The sequence below is a fragment of the Chromobacterium sp. ATCC 53434 genome (genome assembly GCF_002848345.1).
GTDB lineage: Bacteria > Pseudomonadota > Gammaproteobacteria > Burkholderiales > Chromobacteriaceae > Chromobacterium.
Genome location: NZ_CP025429.1, coordinates 5,020,737 through 5,035,930 on the forward strand (window position 1 = coordinate 5,020,737; position 15,194 = coordinate 5,035,930).

At 66.8% G+C, this 15,194-nt stretch carries 12 protein-coding genes; 9 read left to right on the plus strand and 3 right to left on the minus strand.

Annotated features, from left to right (window positions below):
* Positions 1–25 precede the first annotated feature (25 nt).
* Complete coding sequence (gene yedA, locus CXB49_RS22500; RefSeq protein ID WP_101710427.1) at positions 26–889, plus strand: drug/metabolite exporter YedA; 864 nt, start codon at positions 26–28, stop codon at positions 887–889.
* A 49-nt stretch (positions 890–938) separates the two neighbouring features.
* Here yedA and CXB49_RS22505 read toward each other — a convergent pair whose 3' ends face one another.
* Together CXB49_RS22505 and CXB49_RS22510 are read right to left on the minus strand one after the other, a co-directional pair.
* Positions 939–2,093, minus strand: a complete 1,155-nt coding sequence (locus CXB49_RS22505) for a lytic polysaccharide monooxygenase (RefSeq protein WP_101710428.1) — start codon at positions 2,091–2,093, stop codon at positions 939–941.
* A gap of 315 nt (positions 2,094–2,408) precedes the next feature.
* Positions 2,409–3,410, minus strand: coding sequence for a lytic polysaccharide monooxygenase (locus tag CXB49_RS22510; protein ID WP_101710429.1), 1,002 nt, complete (start codon positions 3,408–3,410; stop codon positions 2,409–2,411).
* A 438-nt stretch (positions 3,411–3,848) separates the two neighbouring features.
* Between CXB49_RS22510 and CXB49_RS22515 the strand changes: the two genes are divergently transcribed.
* The 6 genes from CXB49_RS22515 to gap all read left to right on the plus strand — a co-directional run bounded on the left by CXB49_RS22515 (position 3,849) and on the right by gap (position 12,216).
* Positions 3,849–4,583 carry a GntR family transcriptional regulator gene (locus CXB49_RS22515; RefSeq protein ID WP_101710828.1) on the plus strand — a complete coding sequence of 245 codons (735 nt, stop codon included), beginning with the start codon at positions 3,849–3,851 and terminating at the stop codon, positions 4,581–4,583.
* Entirely contained in the window at positions 4,580–5,701 is a 1,122-nt protein-coding gene (nagA, locus tag CXB49_RS22520; protein ID WP_101710430.1) for an N-acetylglucosamine-6-phosphate deacetylase, read from the plus strand. The genes CXB49_RS22515 and nagA overlap by 4 nt, the downstream gene beginning before the upstream one ends.
* On the plus strand, positions 5,694–6,704 hold the full coding sequence (locus tag CXB49_RS22525; protein ID WP_101710431.1) for an SIS domain-containing protein: 1,011 nt from the start codon (positions 5,694–5,696) through the stop codon (positions 6,702–6,704). Before nagA ends, CXB49_RS22525 begins: the two co-directional genes overlap by 8 nt.
* Before the next feature lie 40 nt (positions 6,705–6,744).
* Positions 6,745–9,237 (plus strand): phosphoenolpyruvate--protein phosphotransferase, encoded by a 2,493-nt coding sequence (ptsP, locus tag CXB49_RS22530; protein WP_101710432.1) that lies wholly within the window; start codon positions 6,745–6,747, stop codon positions 9,235–9,237.
* An 80-nt stretch (positions 9,238–9,317) separates the two neighbouring features.
* Entirely contained in the window at positions 9,318–10,988 is a 1,671-nt protein-coding gene (nagE, locus tag CXB49_RS22535) for an N-acetylglucosamine-specific PTS transporter subunit IIBC (protein WP_101710433.1), read from the plus strand.
* 229 nt (positions 10,989–11,217) lie between these two features.
* A complete protein-coding gene (gene gap / locus CXB49_RS22540; protein ID WP_101710434.1) occupies positions 11,218–12,216 on the plus strand; it encodes a type I glyceraldehyde-3-phosphate dehydrogenase in 999 nt (332 codons plus the stop codon).
* 69 nt (positions 12,217–12,285) lie between these two features.
* On the opposite strand, the gene CXB49_RS22545 is transcribed toward gap, so the two are convergent.
* A complete protein-coding gene (locus CXB49_RS22545) occupies positions 12,286–12,729 on the minus strand; it encodes an Lrp/AsnC family transcriptional regulator (protein ID WP_101710435.1) in 444 nt (147 codons plus the stop codon).
* A gap of 416 nt (positions 12,730–13,145) precedes the next feature.
* Here CXB49_RS22545 and phoB point away from each other — a divergent pair, with 416 nt between their 5' ends.
* Together phoB and phoR are read left to right on the plus strand one after the other, a co-directional pair.
* The gene (gene phoB / locus CXB49_RS22550; protein ID WP_101710436.1) at positions 13,146–13,835 is read left to right on the plus strand and encodes a phosphate regulon transcriptional regulator PhoB; all 690 of its coding nucleotides are present in this window, start codon (positions 13,146–13,148) and stop codon (positions 13,833–13,835) included.
* Positions 13,835–15,142: a phosphate regulon sensor histidine kinase PhoR gene (gene phoR / locus CXB49_RS22555; protein ID WP_101710437.1), complete on the plus strand. Its 1,308-nt coding sequence runs from the start codon at positions 13,835–13,837 to the stop codon at positions 15,140–15,142. Before phoB ends, phoR begins: the two co-directional genes overlap by 1 nt.
* Positions 15,143–15,194: the final 52 nt, after the last annotated feature.

The following is a 15,194-nucleotide window of genomic DNA, read 5'->3' on the forward strand; positions in this document are numbered from 1 at the left end:
CGGTTCGTACTCTACGGACTGAGCCATGCCTTTTTCACGTCTCGCGCCGCTGACGCTGGCCGCCTTTCTCGCCCTTTATTTCGTCTGGGGCTCCACCTATCTGGTCATCCGCATCGGCGTCGAGTCCTGGCCGCCGCTGTTGATGGCGGGCATCCGTTTCCTGCTGGCCGGCAGCCTGATGCTGGCCTACCTCGCGTGGCGGCGCACGCCGTGGCCGAACGCGCGTCAGCTGGGCGGCGCGGCGTTGCTGGGCGTGCTGATGCCGGCGATAGGCAATGGTCTGGTGACGATGGCCGAGCGCGAAGTGTCGTCCGGCGTGGCGGCGCTGGTGATCGCAACGGTGCCGCTGTTCACGCTGTTGTTCGCCCGCTTGTTCGGCCACAAGTCGCGGCCGCTGGAATGGGCCGGCATGGCGCTGGGGGTGGTCGGCATCGTGTTGCTGAACCTGGGTTCCAGTCTGCGCGCCAGCCCGACGGGCGCGTTGCTGTTGCTGCTGGCCTCGGCCGGCTGGGCGCTGGGCTCGGCCTGGAGCAAGAGGCTGCCCCAGCCGTCCGGCGCGATGGGCAGCGCCTGGACCATGATCTTCGGCGGTCTGGCGCTGGTCGCATCAAGCTGGGTGGTGGGGGAGCGGCTGGCGGCATGGCCAGGCGCCGAGGGCTGGGCCGCGCTGCTGTATCTGACGGTGTTCGGCTCGATGATAGCTTACAGCGCCTATCTCTATCTGCTGAAAACGGTGTCGGCGGCGGCGGCGACCAGTTACGCCTACGTCAATCCGGTAATCGCGGTGCTGCTGGGCGCGGTGTTTCTGGGCGAGCAGGTCGGCGTGCACGAAATGCTGGCCATGGTGATCATCGTCACGGCGGTGGTGCTGATCAGCTGGCGGCGCTGATCGCGAAAAACGCCGCAGAGCGGCGTTTTTCCGACGGTGTGAACGAGGATCAGACCGGCTGCCACAGCGAAGGCTGGCTGGACGGCGTCCAGCCGGCGCCGGCCCAGGCGGTGTGCGGCTGCAGGCAGCGGTACTGCCGGCCCTGGTAGCTGACCACCTGGCCCTGGCTGTATTTGCCGCCTTCCTTCCAGGCGTCGCCGACCGGCGGCGTCGTGCCGCCGTCGCCCTTCTTCAGGTCTATCGTGTAGTGGTAGCCCTTGTAGCTGTCGTTCAGATAGACGCGGTTGGCGGTGGCGTCGCGGACCGGCGCGATGGCGACGGCGCGCTGCTGCTGGCTCATCACGCCGATGCGGATGGACTTGGACGCGGCGTTGACCTTGACCGCCAGCTCGTACGGCCAGTTGGCGGCCTGGCCGGCGACGGCGTTCAGCGCGACGCTGTGCTTCTCGGCGTCGCGGCCCTGGCTGTCGAACACGCGCAGCGTGGCGCTGCTGCCGGCCGGCAGGTTTTCGTGCGCGGCGACGTTGCCTATCTCCTTCCACGGATTGGCCGCCGGCGGCGGTTCCGGCGGGGTGGTGCCGTTGCCGAAGCGGACGTCGGAGCACGAGTAGAACGCTTCCTCGCTGTCGGCGCGCTTCCAGACATTGAAGATGATGTGCTGACCGGTCTTGCCGGTCGGCAGCTTCATCGTCATGTGGTAGCGCTTGTTGGCGTCCATCTGCGGATTGCCGTTGACGGTGCCGAACAGCTCCAGGTCGGACCACTTCAGCGGCATCGTCGGATTCCAGCCGTTGCGGGTGACGTAGAACTTGAAGTATTTGGTGGCGTGCGGCGCGGTGGCGTTGTAGATGAATTCGAAATTACCGTTGGCGTCCGGCACGATGCTGGTCGTGCGCCAGTCGCCGCGGGCCAGGTTGAAACCCTTGAACTCCGCCTTGCCGCCGCCGCACAGCGCGCCGTCCGGCACGACCGCCTGGTGGTTGTCGCCGGAGGGATTCTGGTTGATGCCGTTCCAGTCGTACATCGCTTGGGTGCCGCCCACGCGTTTGGCTTCTTGGCAGGCGGCCGTCTTCGGCGCCTCCGGTCCTTCCTGGAAGCAGCTGTAGACGCGGTTGATCGGAACCTCCATCGTGCCGTGAGCCCATAGCGGGGCGCTCAGGCAGCTCAGAGTCAGGGTGATGGGAAGACGCCAATGCCGTTTCATGCGGACTCCTCTCTGCTAGTGGTATGCAAGCGCATCGTCATTGGCCGAAATGGCCAATGATTTAAAATCCGATCAGCATTTTAAATTTAAGTTTATTGGCCGGTATTAATACCACTTTGATTCCAGGGTTGATTGTTGCAAAAAAAAGCATCGGTTTGACCTGTCCGCTCGGCCGTGCCGGATCTGGGTATTCCACCGGCTGGATGGTTTGCCGCGAGAGGGAATTGGTATTGATGTGGTTTTGATGCGGGACGACGGCGTGCCGCCCCGCGACGAGGCGTCGGACGGGGCGGGGTTCGGGCTGGGGGGAGGGCGCTACTTCGCGCCGGCAGGGGAGGCGGGGGCGCCGTCCCGATTCACGTCGATGGCATAGCCGTAGCCCTTGTAGCCGTCGTTCAGGTAGACGCGGTTGGCGGTGGCGCTGCGCACCGGCGTGATGTGCACGATGCGTTGCCGCTGGCTGATCACGCCGATGCGGATGGCCTTGGAGGCGGCGTTGACCTTTTGCGCCAGCCGGTACGGCCAGTTGGCCTCCAGGCCGGCGGCGGCGTTCAGGTCGACGTGGTGCCGCTCGGCGTCGTGGCCCCGGCTGTCGAACACGCGCAGCGTGACGCGGCTGCCGGCCGGCAGGTTCTCGTGCGCGATGATGTCGCCGATTTCCCGCCAGGGATTGCTCAGCGGCAGTCCGGCATCGTTGCTGAAGCGGACATCGGAGCAGGAATAGAACGCCTCTTCGCTATCGGACCGCTTCCAGACGACGAAGATGATGTGCTGGCCGGTCTTGTCGGTCGGCAGTTTCATCATCATGTGGTAACGCCTGTAGGCGTCCAGCGGCGGGTTGCCGTTATACGTGCCGAACAGCTGCAGGTCCGACCACTTCAGCGGCATCGTCGGATTCCAGCCGTTGCGGGTGACGTAGAACCTGAAGTACTTGGTGGCGTGCGGGGCGGTGGCCTTGTAGACGAACTCGTATTCGCCGGCGGCGTCCGGCACGATGGGCGTGCTGCGCCAGTCGCTGCGCGTCAGGTTGAAGCCCTTGTACTCGGCCTTGCCGCCGCCGCACAGCGTGCCGTCCGGCACCGCCGCCTGGTGCTTGTCGCCGTAAGGGGTCTGGTTGATGGCGTTCCAGTCGTACATGGCCTGGGCGCCGCCGATGCGCCTGGCTTCCTGGCAGGCGGCCGTCTTCGGCGCTTCCGGACCCTCCAGGTAGCAGTTGTAGACGCGGTTGACCGGGACCTCCATCGTGCCGTGGGCCCACAGCGGCGCGCTCAGGCAGCTCAAGGTCATGGTGAGGGGAAGATGCCAATGCCGTTTCATGATCACTCCTTCGTCGCTGGATACCAATGCGCCGTCATCGGTCGGGATCGACGGCCTCCTGTCGCGCTGATGATCTGGAGTCCGGTCCTTTTCTGTCCTTCCGTCTTCCCTTCCGCCGTGGCGGGCGCGTCAGGCCGTTTCTTGCGCCGTTACTGAAGCCTTGATCTGCTTTTGATCGCGTCTCGCGCATCCGCGCAATTTTCCGAATATTCCTAGCCGGCCTGCGCTGGCGAAATGTTCTGACCGGGTTTGTCTCTTTGTTGCCATGCGCAATGCGTGAACTGCCGGCAGGACGATAATTGGTATTGACGTGGTATTAATGTGGTATTACCGTTTGGCTTGTAGCGTAAGCATTACGATGCAAGCTGTCCCGCCGCCGGATGCCGGCGATGCCGGACTCGGCTTACACTGCGGTTTTCAGACCACTTGCAGACGATCATGGAAAACCGCTGGCAAGCATTGAAACCCGATGAAAACCTGAGCACGCCGCTCTATCTGCAGCTGTCCCGCAAGCTGGCCGACGCGATCAACGCCGGCTGGTGGCAGGCGGACGAGGCGCTGCCGTCGGAGCGCACGTTTTCGGAGGAACTGGGCATTTCGCGGGTGACCGCGCGCAAGGCGATGGATGTGCTGCTGGAGCAGGGCATGATCCGCCGGCGCCAGGGTTCAGGCACCTTCATCACGCCCAGGCTGGAGCAGCCGCTGTCGCGACTGACCGGCTTCACCGAGCAGCTGAGGCTGCGCGGCTTCGTGCCGTCGTCGGTGTGGCTGGAGCGCGGCGTTTTTCCGCCGAGCAACGAGGAAGTGATCAAGCTGGGGCTGTCGCCGACCTCGATGGTGGCGCGGCTGAAGCGCCAGCGCCTCGCCGACGGCGTGGTGATGGCGATAGAGATGAGCACGCTGCCGGTCGCCTACCTGCCCGACCCGCAGACGGTGGGCACGTCGCTGTACGCCCATCTGGACGCGGCGGGGCATTCGGTGGTGCGGGCCTTGCAGCATATCCGGGCGGTGAACGCCTCGGGCGACGTCGCCACGCTTGCCGGCATCCGGCCGGGCGAGGCGATGCTGCTGATCACCCGCATCGGCTTCAACGCCGACAACGCGGCGATCGAGCTGACCGATACGTATTGCCGCAACGACTATTACGATTTTGTAGCCGAACTGAAACGATGACCCAGACCCAGACCTTGCAGGGCCGCATCCTGACCGCCTCCGGCTGGATGGATGGCGCCGTGCGCCTGGCGGCCGACGGCCGCATCGCAGCGATAGACGCCCGGCTGGCGTCGGGCCGACAGCCCGAACGCTATATCGTGCCCGGCTTCATCGATCTGCACGTGCACGGCGGCGGCGGCGTGGACATCATGGAAGGCGGCGATGCCGTTTCCCATGTCGCCCGCCTGCACGCGCGCTTCGGCACCACGTCCTTGCTCGCCACCACGATGACCGCGCCGCTGGAGGAAATCTCCCGCGTGCTGGCGGACATCGGCCGTTGCGGCAAGGAGCGCGCGCCGGCCGGCGCCCGCGTGCTCGGCGTGCACCTGGAAGGTCCGTACATCAACCCCGGCAAGCTCGGCGCCCAGCCGGACGACGCCTGTCGGGCGGCGATGGCGCAGATAGACGGCTACCGCGCGCTGGCGCCGATCTCGCTGATCACCTTGGCGCCGGAAATTCCGGGCCACCTCGACATCATCCGCGAACTCAGCGGACAGGGCGTCCGGATGCAGATGGGCCATACCCTCGGCAGCTATGAGGAGGCGGTGGCCGCGCTGGAGCAGGGCGCGTCCGGCTTCACCCACCTGTTCAACGCGATGACCGGCCTGCACCACCGCCAGCCGGGCGTCGTCGGCGCGGCGCTGGCGCATGCCGAATATGCCGAGCTGATCCCCGATCTGCTCCATGTCCATCCCGGCGCCATCCGCACCGCGCTGCGCGCGATTCCGCGCCTCTATTGCGTCACCGACTCCACCGCCGCCGCCGGCATGCCGGACGGCGAGTACAAGCTGGGCTCGCACTCGGTGACCAAGTGCATGGGCGGCGTCAGGCTGGCCGACGGCACGCTGGCCGGCAGCACGCTGACGATGGATCAGGCGCTGCGCAATCTGGTGAAGATAGGCCTGCCGCTGGCCGACGCCTCGCACCGCGTGTCGCTGTATCCGGCCGATTATCTGGGCCTCGCGGACCGCGGCCGGCTGGCCGAGGGCGCCTGGGCCGACATCGTGGTGCTGGATGCCGAACTGAATCTGCAGCAAGTCTACGTTGAGGGAGAAGAGATTGGCCTCGTTGATGCTTGAGGAAGCGCTGTATTCCGCCGAGGCGGTGTCGGCGCAACATATGTACGCCGATGACGGTCTGGCCGCGCTGGGGCGCGAGCTGGGCCGCATCCGCCCGCGGCTGGCGCTGACCGTCGCCCGCGGCAGCTCCGACCACGCCGCCAGCTATTTCGCCTATCTGGTGATGCAGCGGCTCGGCGTGCCGGTGGTGTCGCTGCCGATGTCGCTGCTGACGCTGCACCGTTCGCCGCTGGCGGTCGAAGGCCAGCTGGCCGTCGCGCTGTCGCAGTCCGGCCAGAGCCCGGACCTGGTCGACACGATGAAGGCCTTGTCCGCCGCCGGCGCCCACACGGTGGCGCTGGTCAACAAGCAGCAGTCGCCGCTGGCCGAGGCCTGCGACTGGGCGGTGCCCTTGTGCGCCGGCGAGGAAAACAGCGTCGCCGCCACCAAGAGCTACATCACCGCGCTGTCGGCCGTCGCCCGCCTGGTCGCCCACTGGCAGGCCGACGACAAGCTGCTGGCCGCGCTGGCCAATCTGCCGCAGCGGCTGCAGGACGCCGCCGGGCAGGACTGGTCGGCGGCGATAGACGTGCTGAAGCCGGCCGAGCGCATCATGGTGGTCGGCCGCGGCCTGGGCTTCGCGGTGGCGCTGGAAGCGGCGCTGAAATTCAAGGAAACCTGCGCGATCCAGGCCGAGGCCTTCTCCGGCGCCGAGATCAAGCACGGCCCGATGGCCTTGATCGACGACGGCTACCCGCTGCTGATCTTCGCGCCGCGCGGTCCGGAGCAGCAGGGCCTGATCGATCTGGCCGACGAGATGCGCGGCCGCGGCGCGCGCGTGCTGTTGGCCGCGCCGGACAATGTGGACAGCCGCGACCTGACGCTGGCGGTGGCCGACGACGAGGCGCTGGACCCGCTGCTGGCGATCCAGAGCTTCTATTTGATGGCGGCCCGGCTGTCCGAGGCGCGCGGCCTGAATCCCGACCTGCCGCGCCATCTGTCCAAGGTGACCCGCACCCGCTAAGCGCGGTCGCCGGAAAACAACAAGATAGCAAGGACGCTCGATGACCATAACGCTAGAGCTGCTGGCGCCGTTCTCCGGCCCGGCCATTCCGCTGGAACGCGTGCCCGATCCGGTGTTCGCCGGCCTGATGATGGGGGATGGCCTGGCCGTCGAACCGATGTCGTCGACGCTGCTGGCCCCCTGTAAGGGCACGGTCGGCCAGCTGGCCCGCACCGGCCACGCGCTGACGCTGATCGCCGACGGCGGCGTCGAGGTGCTGATCCACATCGGCATCGATACCGTCAAGCTGGCCGGGCAGGGCTTCCGCCCGCTGGTCGCCGTCGGCGACCGGGTGGCGGCCGGCCAGCCGTTGGTGGAGGTGGATCTGGACGCGGTGGCGCGCCGAGCGCCGTCCTTGCAGACCATGGTCGTCGTCGCCGATGCCGAGCGATTCTGTTTCACCGGCCGCGCCGAGGGTTGGCTCGAGGCCGGACGTTCGCCCCTGCTGACGCTGACGGCGCGGGAGGCCGCGTCGTCCGGCGCGTCCGCCGACGGCCCCGAGCGCGAGGGCGAGGCGGTGGTGGGCCACGAGGGCGGCCTGCACGCCCGGCCGTCGGCGCGGGTGCAGCAGGCGGTCAAGGCTTTCGCGTCCGAAGTGATCGTCGAATTTGGCGGCAAGCAGGCGAATGCGCGCAGCGTGATGGCGCTGATGAGCCTGGGCGTGGCCGAGCGCGACACGGTGGCGGTCCGCGCCAGCGGCGCCGACGCCGAGGCGGCGCTGGCCGCCGTCGTCGCCGTGCTGGAAACCCATAGCGCGGCCGGTCACGCGCCGGTCGCGGTCCATGCCGCGCCGGCCGTCGCCGGGCGCCTCGCCGGCGTGGCCGCCGCTCCGGGCCTGGCCATCGGCCGGGTGGTCAGGCTGGACGTTTTCGATATGGCGCTGCCGGAGGCCGGCGCCGGCGCCCTGGCCGAGCGGGAACGGTTGAGCGCGGCGCTGCGCGCGGTGCGCGAGCGGGTCCAGCACGGCATAGACGCCGCGCTGAGGCGCGGCGCCACCGCCGAGAGCGACATCTTCGCCGCCCATCTGGCGCTGCTGGACGATCCCGAGTTGCTGGCCGCCGCCGAGCGGGGCATAGACAGCGGCGCCGGCGCCGGCCTGGCCTGCCGTCTGGCCATCCGCGCGCAGTGCGCGGTGCTGGCCGGTCTCGGCAACCAGCTGCTGGCCGAACGGGTGGCCGATCTGAAGGATATCGAGCGCCAGCTCTTGGTGGCGATGTACGGCGAGCCGGAGCAGGGGCCGGCGCTGTTCGACGCCTCCATCCTGGTGGCCGAAGACCTGGCCCCGTCGGCGCTGACCCGCTTGCCGCGCGCCAAGGTGGCCGGCATCGTCACCGCCGCCGGCGGCGCCAGCGGCCATGTCGCCATTCTGGCGCGCGCGCTGGGCATTCCGGCGCTGGTGGCCTGCGGCCCCGACGCGTTGTCGCTGACGCCGGGCCAGGCGCTGATCCTGGACGCCCGCGCCGGGCTGGTCAATCCGCGGCCCAGCGAGGCCGAACTGGACGACGCCGCCGTCGAGATCGCGCGGCTGGCCGCGCGCGAGCGCGCGCTGCAGGCCTCGGCCAAGGGCCCGGCGATCACGCTGGACGGCGCGGCGATCGAGGTGGCGGTCAATATCGCCAACGCCGACGACGCCCGCGAGGGCGTCGCGCACGGCGCCGACGCCGTCGGCCTGTTGCGCACCGAATTCCTGTTCATAGACCGCCGCGAGGCGCCGACCGAGGACGAGCAGACCGAAGCCTACCAGGCGGTGCTGGACGCGCTGGACGGCCGCAACGCCATCATCCGCACGCTGGATATCGGCGGCGACAAGGACGTGCCCTATCTGCAGCTGCCGCCGGAACCGAACCCGGCGCTGGGCCTCAGGGGCATACGCACCGGCTTCGCCTATCCGGACATGCTGGACGCGCAGCTGCGCGCGCTGCTGCGGGTCAAACCGCTGTCGCGGCTGCGCATCCTGGTGCCGATGATAGCCGACGTCGGCGAACTGATACGGCTGCGCGGGCGCATCGAGGCGCTGGCCGGCGAAATGGGCCTGGCCGAGCGGCCACAGCTGGGCGTGATGATAGAGGTGCCGTCGGCGGCGCTGCTGGCCGACCAGTTGGCGAAGCATGCCGACTTCCTGTCGATAGGCAGCAACGACCTGACCCAGTACACGCTGGCGATGGACCGTTGCAACGCCGCGCTGGCGGCCCGCATCGACGCGCTGCATCCGGGCCTGTTGCGGCTGATCGCCATTGCCGTTGACGGCGCGAGCAAACATGGCAAGTGGGTCGGCGTCTGCGGCGCGATGGCGTCCGATCCGCAGGCGGTGCCGGTGCTGATCGGCCTTGGCGTCGCCGAGCTGTCGGTCAGCCCGCGACTGGTGCCGGAAGTGAAGAATCTGGTGCGCGGTCTGTCGCTGCAGCAATGCCGCGGCGAGGCCGAGCGCCTGCTGGCGCTGAATTCGGCGCAGGCGGTGCGCGCGCGGATAACGGAGTTGTGGCCCGCCGCCTGAGGCTGGGCATGTAGGGAAGGCTGCGATGTGCAGGGAGCCGCCGGGGGACACGGCGGCCCCATCTAACCTGGGAGAGATGTGTGAGTACACTGAACAAATTCGCCGGCATACAGCAGCTGGGGCGCGCCCTGATGCTGCCTATCGCCGTGTTGCCGGTGGCCGGCCTGCTGTTGCGGCTGGGCCAGCCCGACCTGTTGGACATCAAGATCATGGCTCAGGCCGGCGACGCCATCTTCGGCAATCTGGCGCTGATCTTCGCCATCGGCGTCGCGGTCGGCTTCGCCAAGGACAATAACGGCACCGCCGGCCTCGCCGGCGCCATCGGCTTCCTGGTGCTGACCGCGGTGCTGAAGGTGCTGGACGACAAGATCAATATGGGCGTGCTGTCCGGCATCCTGTCCGGCCTGGTCGGCGGTTATCTGTACAACCGCTACAAGGACATCAAGCTGCCCAGCTACCTGGCCTTCTTCGGCGGCAAGCGCTTCGTGCCCATCGTCACCGGTTTCTCAATGTTGATCCTGGGCGCGGTGCTCGGCTACATCTGGCCGCCGATCCAGCACGGCATCGACAGCGTCGGCCAGTGGCTGATCGGCGCCGGCGAGTTCGGCGTGTTCTTCTACGGCGTGCTCAACCGCGTTCTGATCGTCACCGGTCTGCATCACATCATCAACACCATCGTCTGGTTCCAGGTCGGCGACTTCACCACCGCCGCCGGCAAGCTGGTCCATGGCGACATGACCCGCTTCTTCGCCGGCGACAAGAGCGCCGGCATCTTCATGGCCGGCATGTTCCCGGTGATGATGTTCGGCCTGCCGGCCGCCTGCCTAGCGATGTACCGCACCGCCAAGCCGGAAAACCGCGCCGCCGTCGGCGGCCTGCTGTTCTCGATGGCGCTGACCGCGATGCTGACCGGCGTCACCGAGCCGGTCGAGTTCGCCTTCATGTTCCTGGCGCCGCTGCTGTACGTGATCCACGCGCTGTTGACCGGCCTGGCGCTGGCGGTGATGCACTGGTTCGGCGTCAAGCTCGGCTTCACCTTCTCGGCCGGCCTGTTCGACTACGTGATCAACTTCGGCATCGCGACCAAGCCGCTGCTGCTGCTGCCGATAGGCGCGGCCTACTTCGTCGTCTACTACGCGCTGTTCGTGTTCTTCATCAAGAAGTTCGACTTGAAGACCCCGGGCCGCGAGGACGTGATGGTCGCCGTGGCCAGCGTCGGCGCCGGTACCGGCCGCGCGCGCGCCTTCATCGCCGCGCTGGGCGGCGCCGCCAACCTGAAATCGGTCGATGCCTGCACCACCCGGCTGCGCCTGCAGGTGGCCAGCAACGACAAGGTGGACGAGGCCGCGCTGAAGGCGCTGGGCTCGCGCGGGCTGATCAAGCCGGCCGCCGGCAGCGTGCAGGTGGTGCTGGGGCCGGAGGCCGATCTGGTCGCCGATGAAATCCGCGGCGCGCTCGGCTCCGCCGATATCGCCGACACGCCGGCGCCGGTTGCGGCCGTCGCGTCGCCCGCCGCCGCGGCGATAGACAAGGCCAGCTGGCTGGCGGCGCTGGGCGGCGCCGACAATGTGCGCAAGGTCGAGGCGGTCGCCGGCAGCCGGCTGCGCGTCGAGGTGGCCGACGCCGCCCGAGTCGACCAGGACGCGCTGCAACGGCTGGGCGCCAGCGGCGTCGCCGCCTTGTCGACCAATCTGCTGCATGTGGCGCTGCAGGTCGACGCCGGCCCCTATGCCGCCGTTTTGCAGGGCTGAGGCGGTCAAAGCGCAAACTATTGATGTAACGAGTTGATTACATCGGCAAATGGGTGGAAAGTGACAGCGCAAGGCGGAAAACGTCCTTGCGCTGTTTTGTTTCGGCGCGCGCCCGTTCGCTATCGGCGCCGCCGGACGACAGCCGCCAAATTCGTTTTTTCGATGGCGCCGGCCACGGGCCGTCGAATCGTTCATCGAGCAGTCACAAGCTGACAAGGAGACTTCAATCATGGCTATCAAAGTCGGTATCAACGGTTTCGGCCGTATCGGTCGCATGGCGCTGCGCGCGATCGCCAAGGATTTTCCCGAGATCGAAGTGGTTGGCATCAACGATCTGCTCGATCCGGAATACCTGGCCTATATGCTGAAATACGATTCGGTGCACGGCCGCTTCCCCGGCGAGGTCAAGGTCGACGGCAGCACGCTGCTGGTCAACGGCAAGCGCATCCGCCTGAGCGCCGAGAAGGATCCAGCCCAGCTGAAGTGGAACGAAGTCGGCGCCGACATCGTCATCGAGTGCACCGGCCTGTTCCTGACCGAGGAAAGCTGCCGCAAGCATATCGAGGCGGGCGCGAAGAAGGTGGTGCAGTCGGCGCCGTCCAAGGACGACACGCCGATGTTCGTCTACGGCGTCAACCACCACAAATACGCCGGCGAGGCCGTCGTGTCCGCGGCCTCCTGCACCACCAACTGTCTGGCGCCGGTGGTCAAGGTGCTGAACGACAACTGGGGCATCAAGCGCGGCCTGATGAGCACCGTGCACGCCGCCACCGCCACCCAGAAGACCGTGGACGGCCCGTCGTCCAAGGACTGGCGCGGCGGCCGCGGCATCCTGGAAAACATCATTCCGTCGTCGACCGGCGCCGCCAAGGCCGTCGGCAAGGTGATCCCGGAACTGAACAAGAAGCTGACCGGCATGGCCTTCCGCGTGCCGACCTCCGACGTGTCGGTGGTCGACCTGACGGTGGAGCTGGAGAAGGAAGCCGACTACGCCGACATCTGCAAGGCGATGAAGGCCGCCGCCGACGGCGAGCTGAAAGGCGTGCTGGGCTACACCGACGAGAAAGTGGTGTCGACCGACTTCGTCGGCAACACCGCGCCGTCCACCTTCGACGCCGACGCCGGCATCGCGCTGGACAAGACCTTCATCAAGGTCGTCGCCTGGTACGACAACGAATACGGCTACACCTGCAATATGCTGCGCTTCGTCAAGCACGTGGCGGGGTGATCCAAGCGCATCAAGGGAGAGTTGTTCTCTGTTCCGGCCGGCGTCCGCAAGGACCCCGGCCGTTTTTTATCAGTCGGCGTCGGCCAGCGCCGGCATCCGCGCGGGCACCGGCGTGTCGATGATGATGGAGGTCTTGGTGTCGCCGAATTGCATCAGTCGCGCGATCAGCGTCTGCAGCGCCGGCATCGTGTCGACGGCCACCTTGATCATCAGGCCGCTGGTGCCGGTGATGGACGCGCACTCGATCACTTCAGGCGTGTTGCGGATTTCGTCTATCACCAGGTAGTACTCGAGGTGCTTGACTGTCAATTCGATCAGGCAGGATATAGGCAGCCCGACGCGGCTGGGGTCGATGCGGGCGTGGTAGCCGGCGATGACGCCGGACTGTTCCAGCTTGGCCACCCGGTCGGCCACCGCCGGCGCCGACAGGTTCACCCGGCGGGCCAGCTCGGCGAAGCGGATCCTGGCATTTTCGTGCAGTGCGACAAGAATTTTGCGATCGAATCTGTCCATTATTTGAATCAAAGGAAATATGACGTAATAAACATCAATAGTAAGGCGATTTGGTGAAAAACCCTAGTATTTCTTGGTCAAAGCCCCGGATATTCTACGTAGAATCCACCCCGTATCTGGAGCAAGCGGCACGTCCCGCTGTTTGCTCCGCTCCAAGATTGGTTGCGGATGAGTCGTGTCGTTCGACCCCCCTCATTTGAGACTGTCCTGGTGATCTCTTTGTCCCTGGTCTCTTGTCAAATCCACGTTTTTGACGACGACCATTCCGGGTCTGCCCATGCGGCGGGCCCGTTTTTTTTTGTCTGGATTTCATTGCGGCCTTGCCGCACAATCGCGCGTCCGCGCTTCAAGACATGTCATATTACTGTCATCTAGCGTTTGTATCCTTGCCACAAAATCAAACCGAGGATAGCCGCATGGCCGCCAACATCTTGCTTGTCGAAGACGAACCTGCGATTCAGGAGCTGATCGCCTTCAACCTGGCCCAGGCCGGCCACCATGTGTTGCGCGCCGGCACCGCCGAGGCGGCGCTGACGCTGGTGAGGAACGCGCTGCCCGATCTGGTGCTGCTGGACTGGATGCTGCCCGGCGCCAGCGGCGTGGACGTCGCCAAGCGCCTGCGCGCCGACGAGCGCACCCGCCACATTCCCATCATCATGCTGACCGCGCGCTCCGACGAGCAGGACAAGATCGTCGGCCTGGAAACCGGCGCCGACGACTACATCACCAAGCCGTTCTCGCCGCGCGAGCTCTTGGCCCGCATCAAGGCGGTGCTGCGCCGCCGCGCGCCGCAGATGACCGACGACGCCGTCGACGTGCAGGGCCTGAGGCTGGACCCGGTGACTCATCGCGTCACCGGCCACGGCAACGTCATCGATCTCGGTCCGACCGAGTTCCGCCTGCTGCATTTCTTCATGACCCATCCGGAACGCGTCCATTCCCGCGCCCAGCTGCTGGACCAGGTGTGGGGCGACCACGTCTTCGTCGAGGAGCGCACCGTCGACGTGCATATCCGCCGGCTGCGCAGCGCGCTGGAAGGCACTCAGCACGATGGCCTGATCCAGACCGTGCGCGGCACCGGCTACCGTTTCTCCGTGCAGCAGTAATGCGAGAATTATTGCAACGTACCGCGCTGTGGCTGGCGGCCATCATCGTCGTCTCAGGCGGTTTCTGGGCACTGGGCTCGGCCAGCGACGCGCTGCTGGCGCTGGCGATCGCGCTGGGCGGCTGGCTGGCCTTCAATCTGTACCATCTGGCATTGTTGTTGCGCTGGTTGCGCCATCCGGTGGCGGAGCGGGTGCCGGACGGCTTCGGCGTCTGGCACAACGTCTTCATGACCTTGTACCGCACCATGCGCAACCAGAGCCAGAGCAAGAAGAAGCTGACGCACGCGCTGGAGCGTTTCATCAACGCCGGCGAGGCGATGCCGGACGGCGTGGTGGTGCTGGACGAGTTCGACCGCATCGAATGGGTGAACCCGATGGCGGTCGAGCATCTGGGACTGGACCGCAAGCGCGATGTCGGCAACCAGATACTGAACCTGATCCGTCAGCCGGCCTTCCACGGCTATATGAAGAACGCCAGCTTCAGCCTGCCGCTGATGCTGAGCTTCAGCCAGCCGCGCGAACTGGTGATCTCGCTGCAGCTGGTGCCGTTCGACTCCACCCGCAAGCTGTTGCTGACGCGCGACATCACGCAGATGGAGCGGGTGCAGACCGTGCACCGCGACTTCGTTGCCAACGTCTCGCATGAATTGCGCACGCCGCTGACGGTGGTCGGCGGCTTCCTGGAGACGCTGGGCGACATGGAGGAAGTGGACGAGCGCACCTTCCGCCAGTTCCTGCCGATGATGATGGAGCAGTCGCGCCGGATGCAGAGCCTGGTCGAGGATCTGCTGACCTTGTCGCGGCTGGAGAACAGCCCGAAGGCGGTCAATGCCGAAAAAGTCGATATGCGCGACATGCTGGACACGCTGATGGTGGAGGCCGAGGGCCTGTCGCACGGCCGCCACCAGGTCAAACTGCTGCGCAACTGCGATTGCGGCCTGTGGGGCAGCGGCCAGGAACTGCATTCGGCCTTCGGCAACCTGGTATCCAACGCGGTGCGCTACACACCGGAGGGCGGCAGCATCACCTTGTCCTGGCAGGACGAGGGCGAGCAGCTGCGCTTCTCGGTCACCGACACCGGCATCGGCATTCCGCGCGAGCACATCCCGCGGCTGACCGAGCGCTTCTACCGCGTCGACCGGGGCCGCTCGCGCGGCAGCGGCGGCACCGGTCTCGGTCTCGCCATCGTCAAGCATGTGCTGGCGCGTCATCACGCCCGGCTGGAGATACGCAGCGAGCCAGACAGGGGCAGCACCTTCAGCGCGGTGTTCCCGCGCGAGCGCCGCAACGACAGCCAGGCGGCCTGAGCCTGTCTCGATCCTGCGCAAGCCGCCGCGACAATTTCCTTGGCGCGGCGGG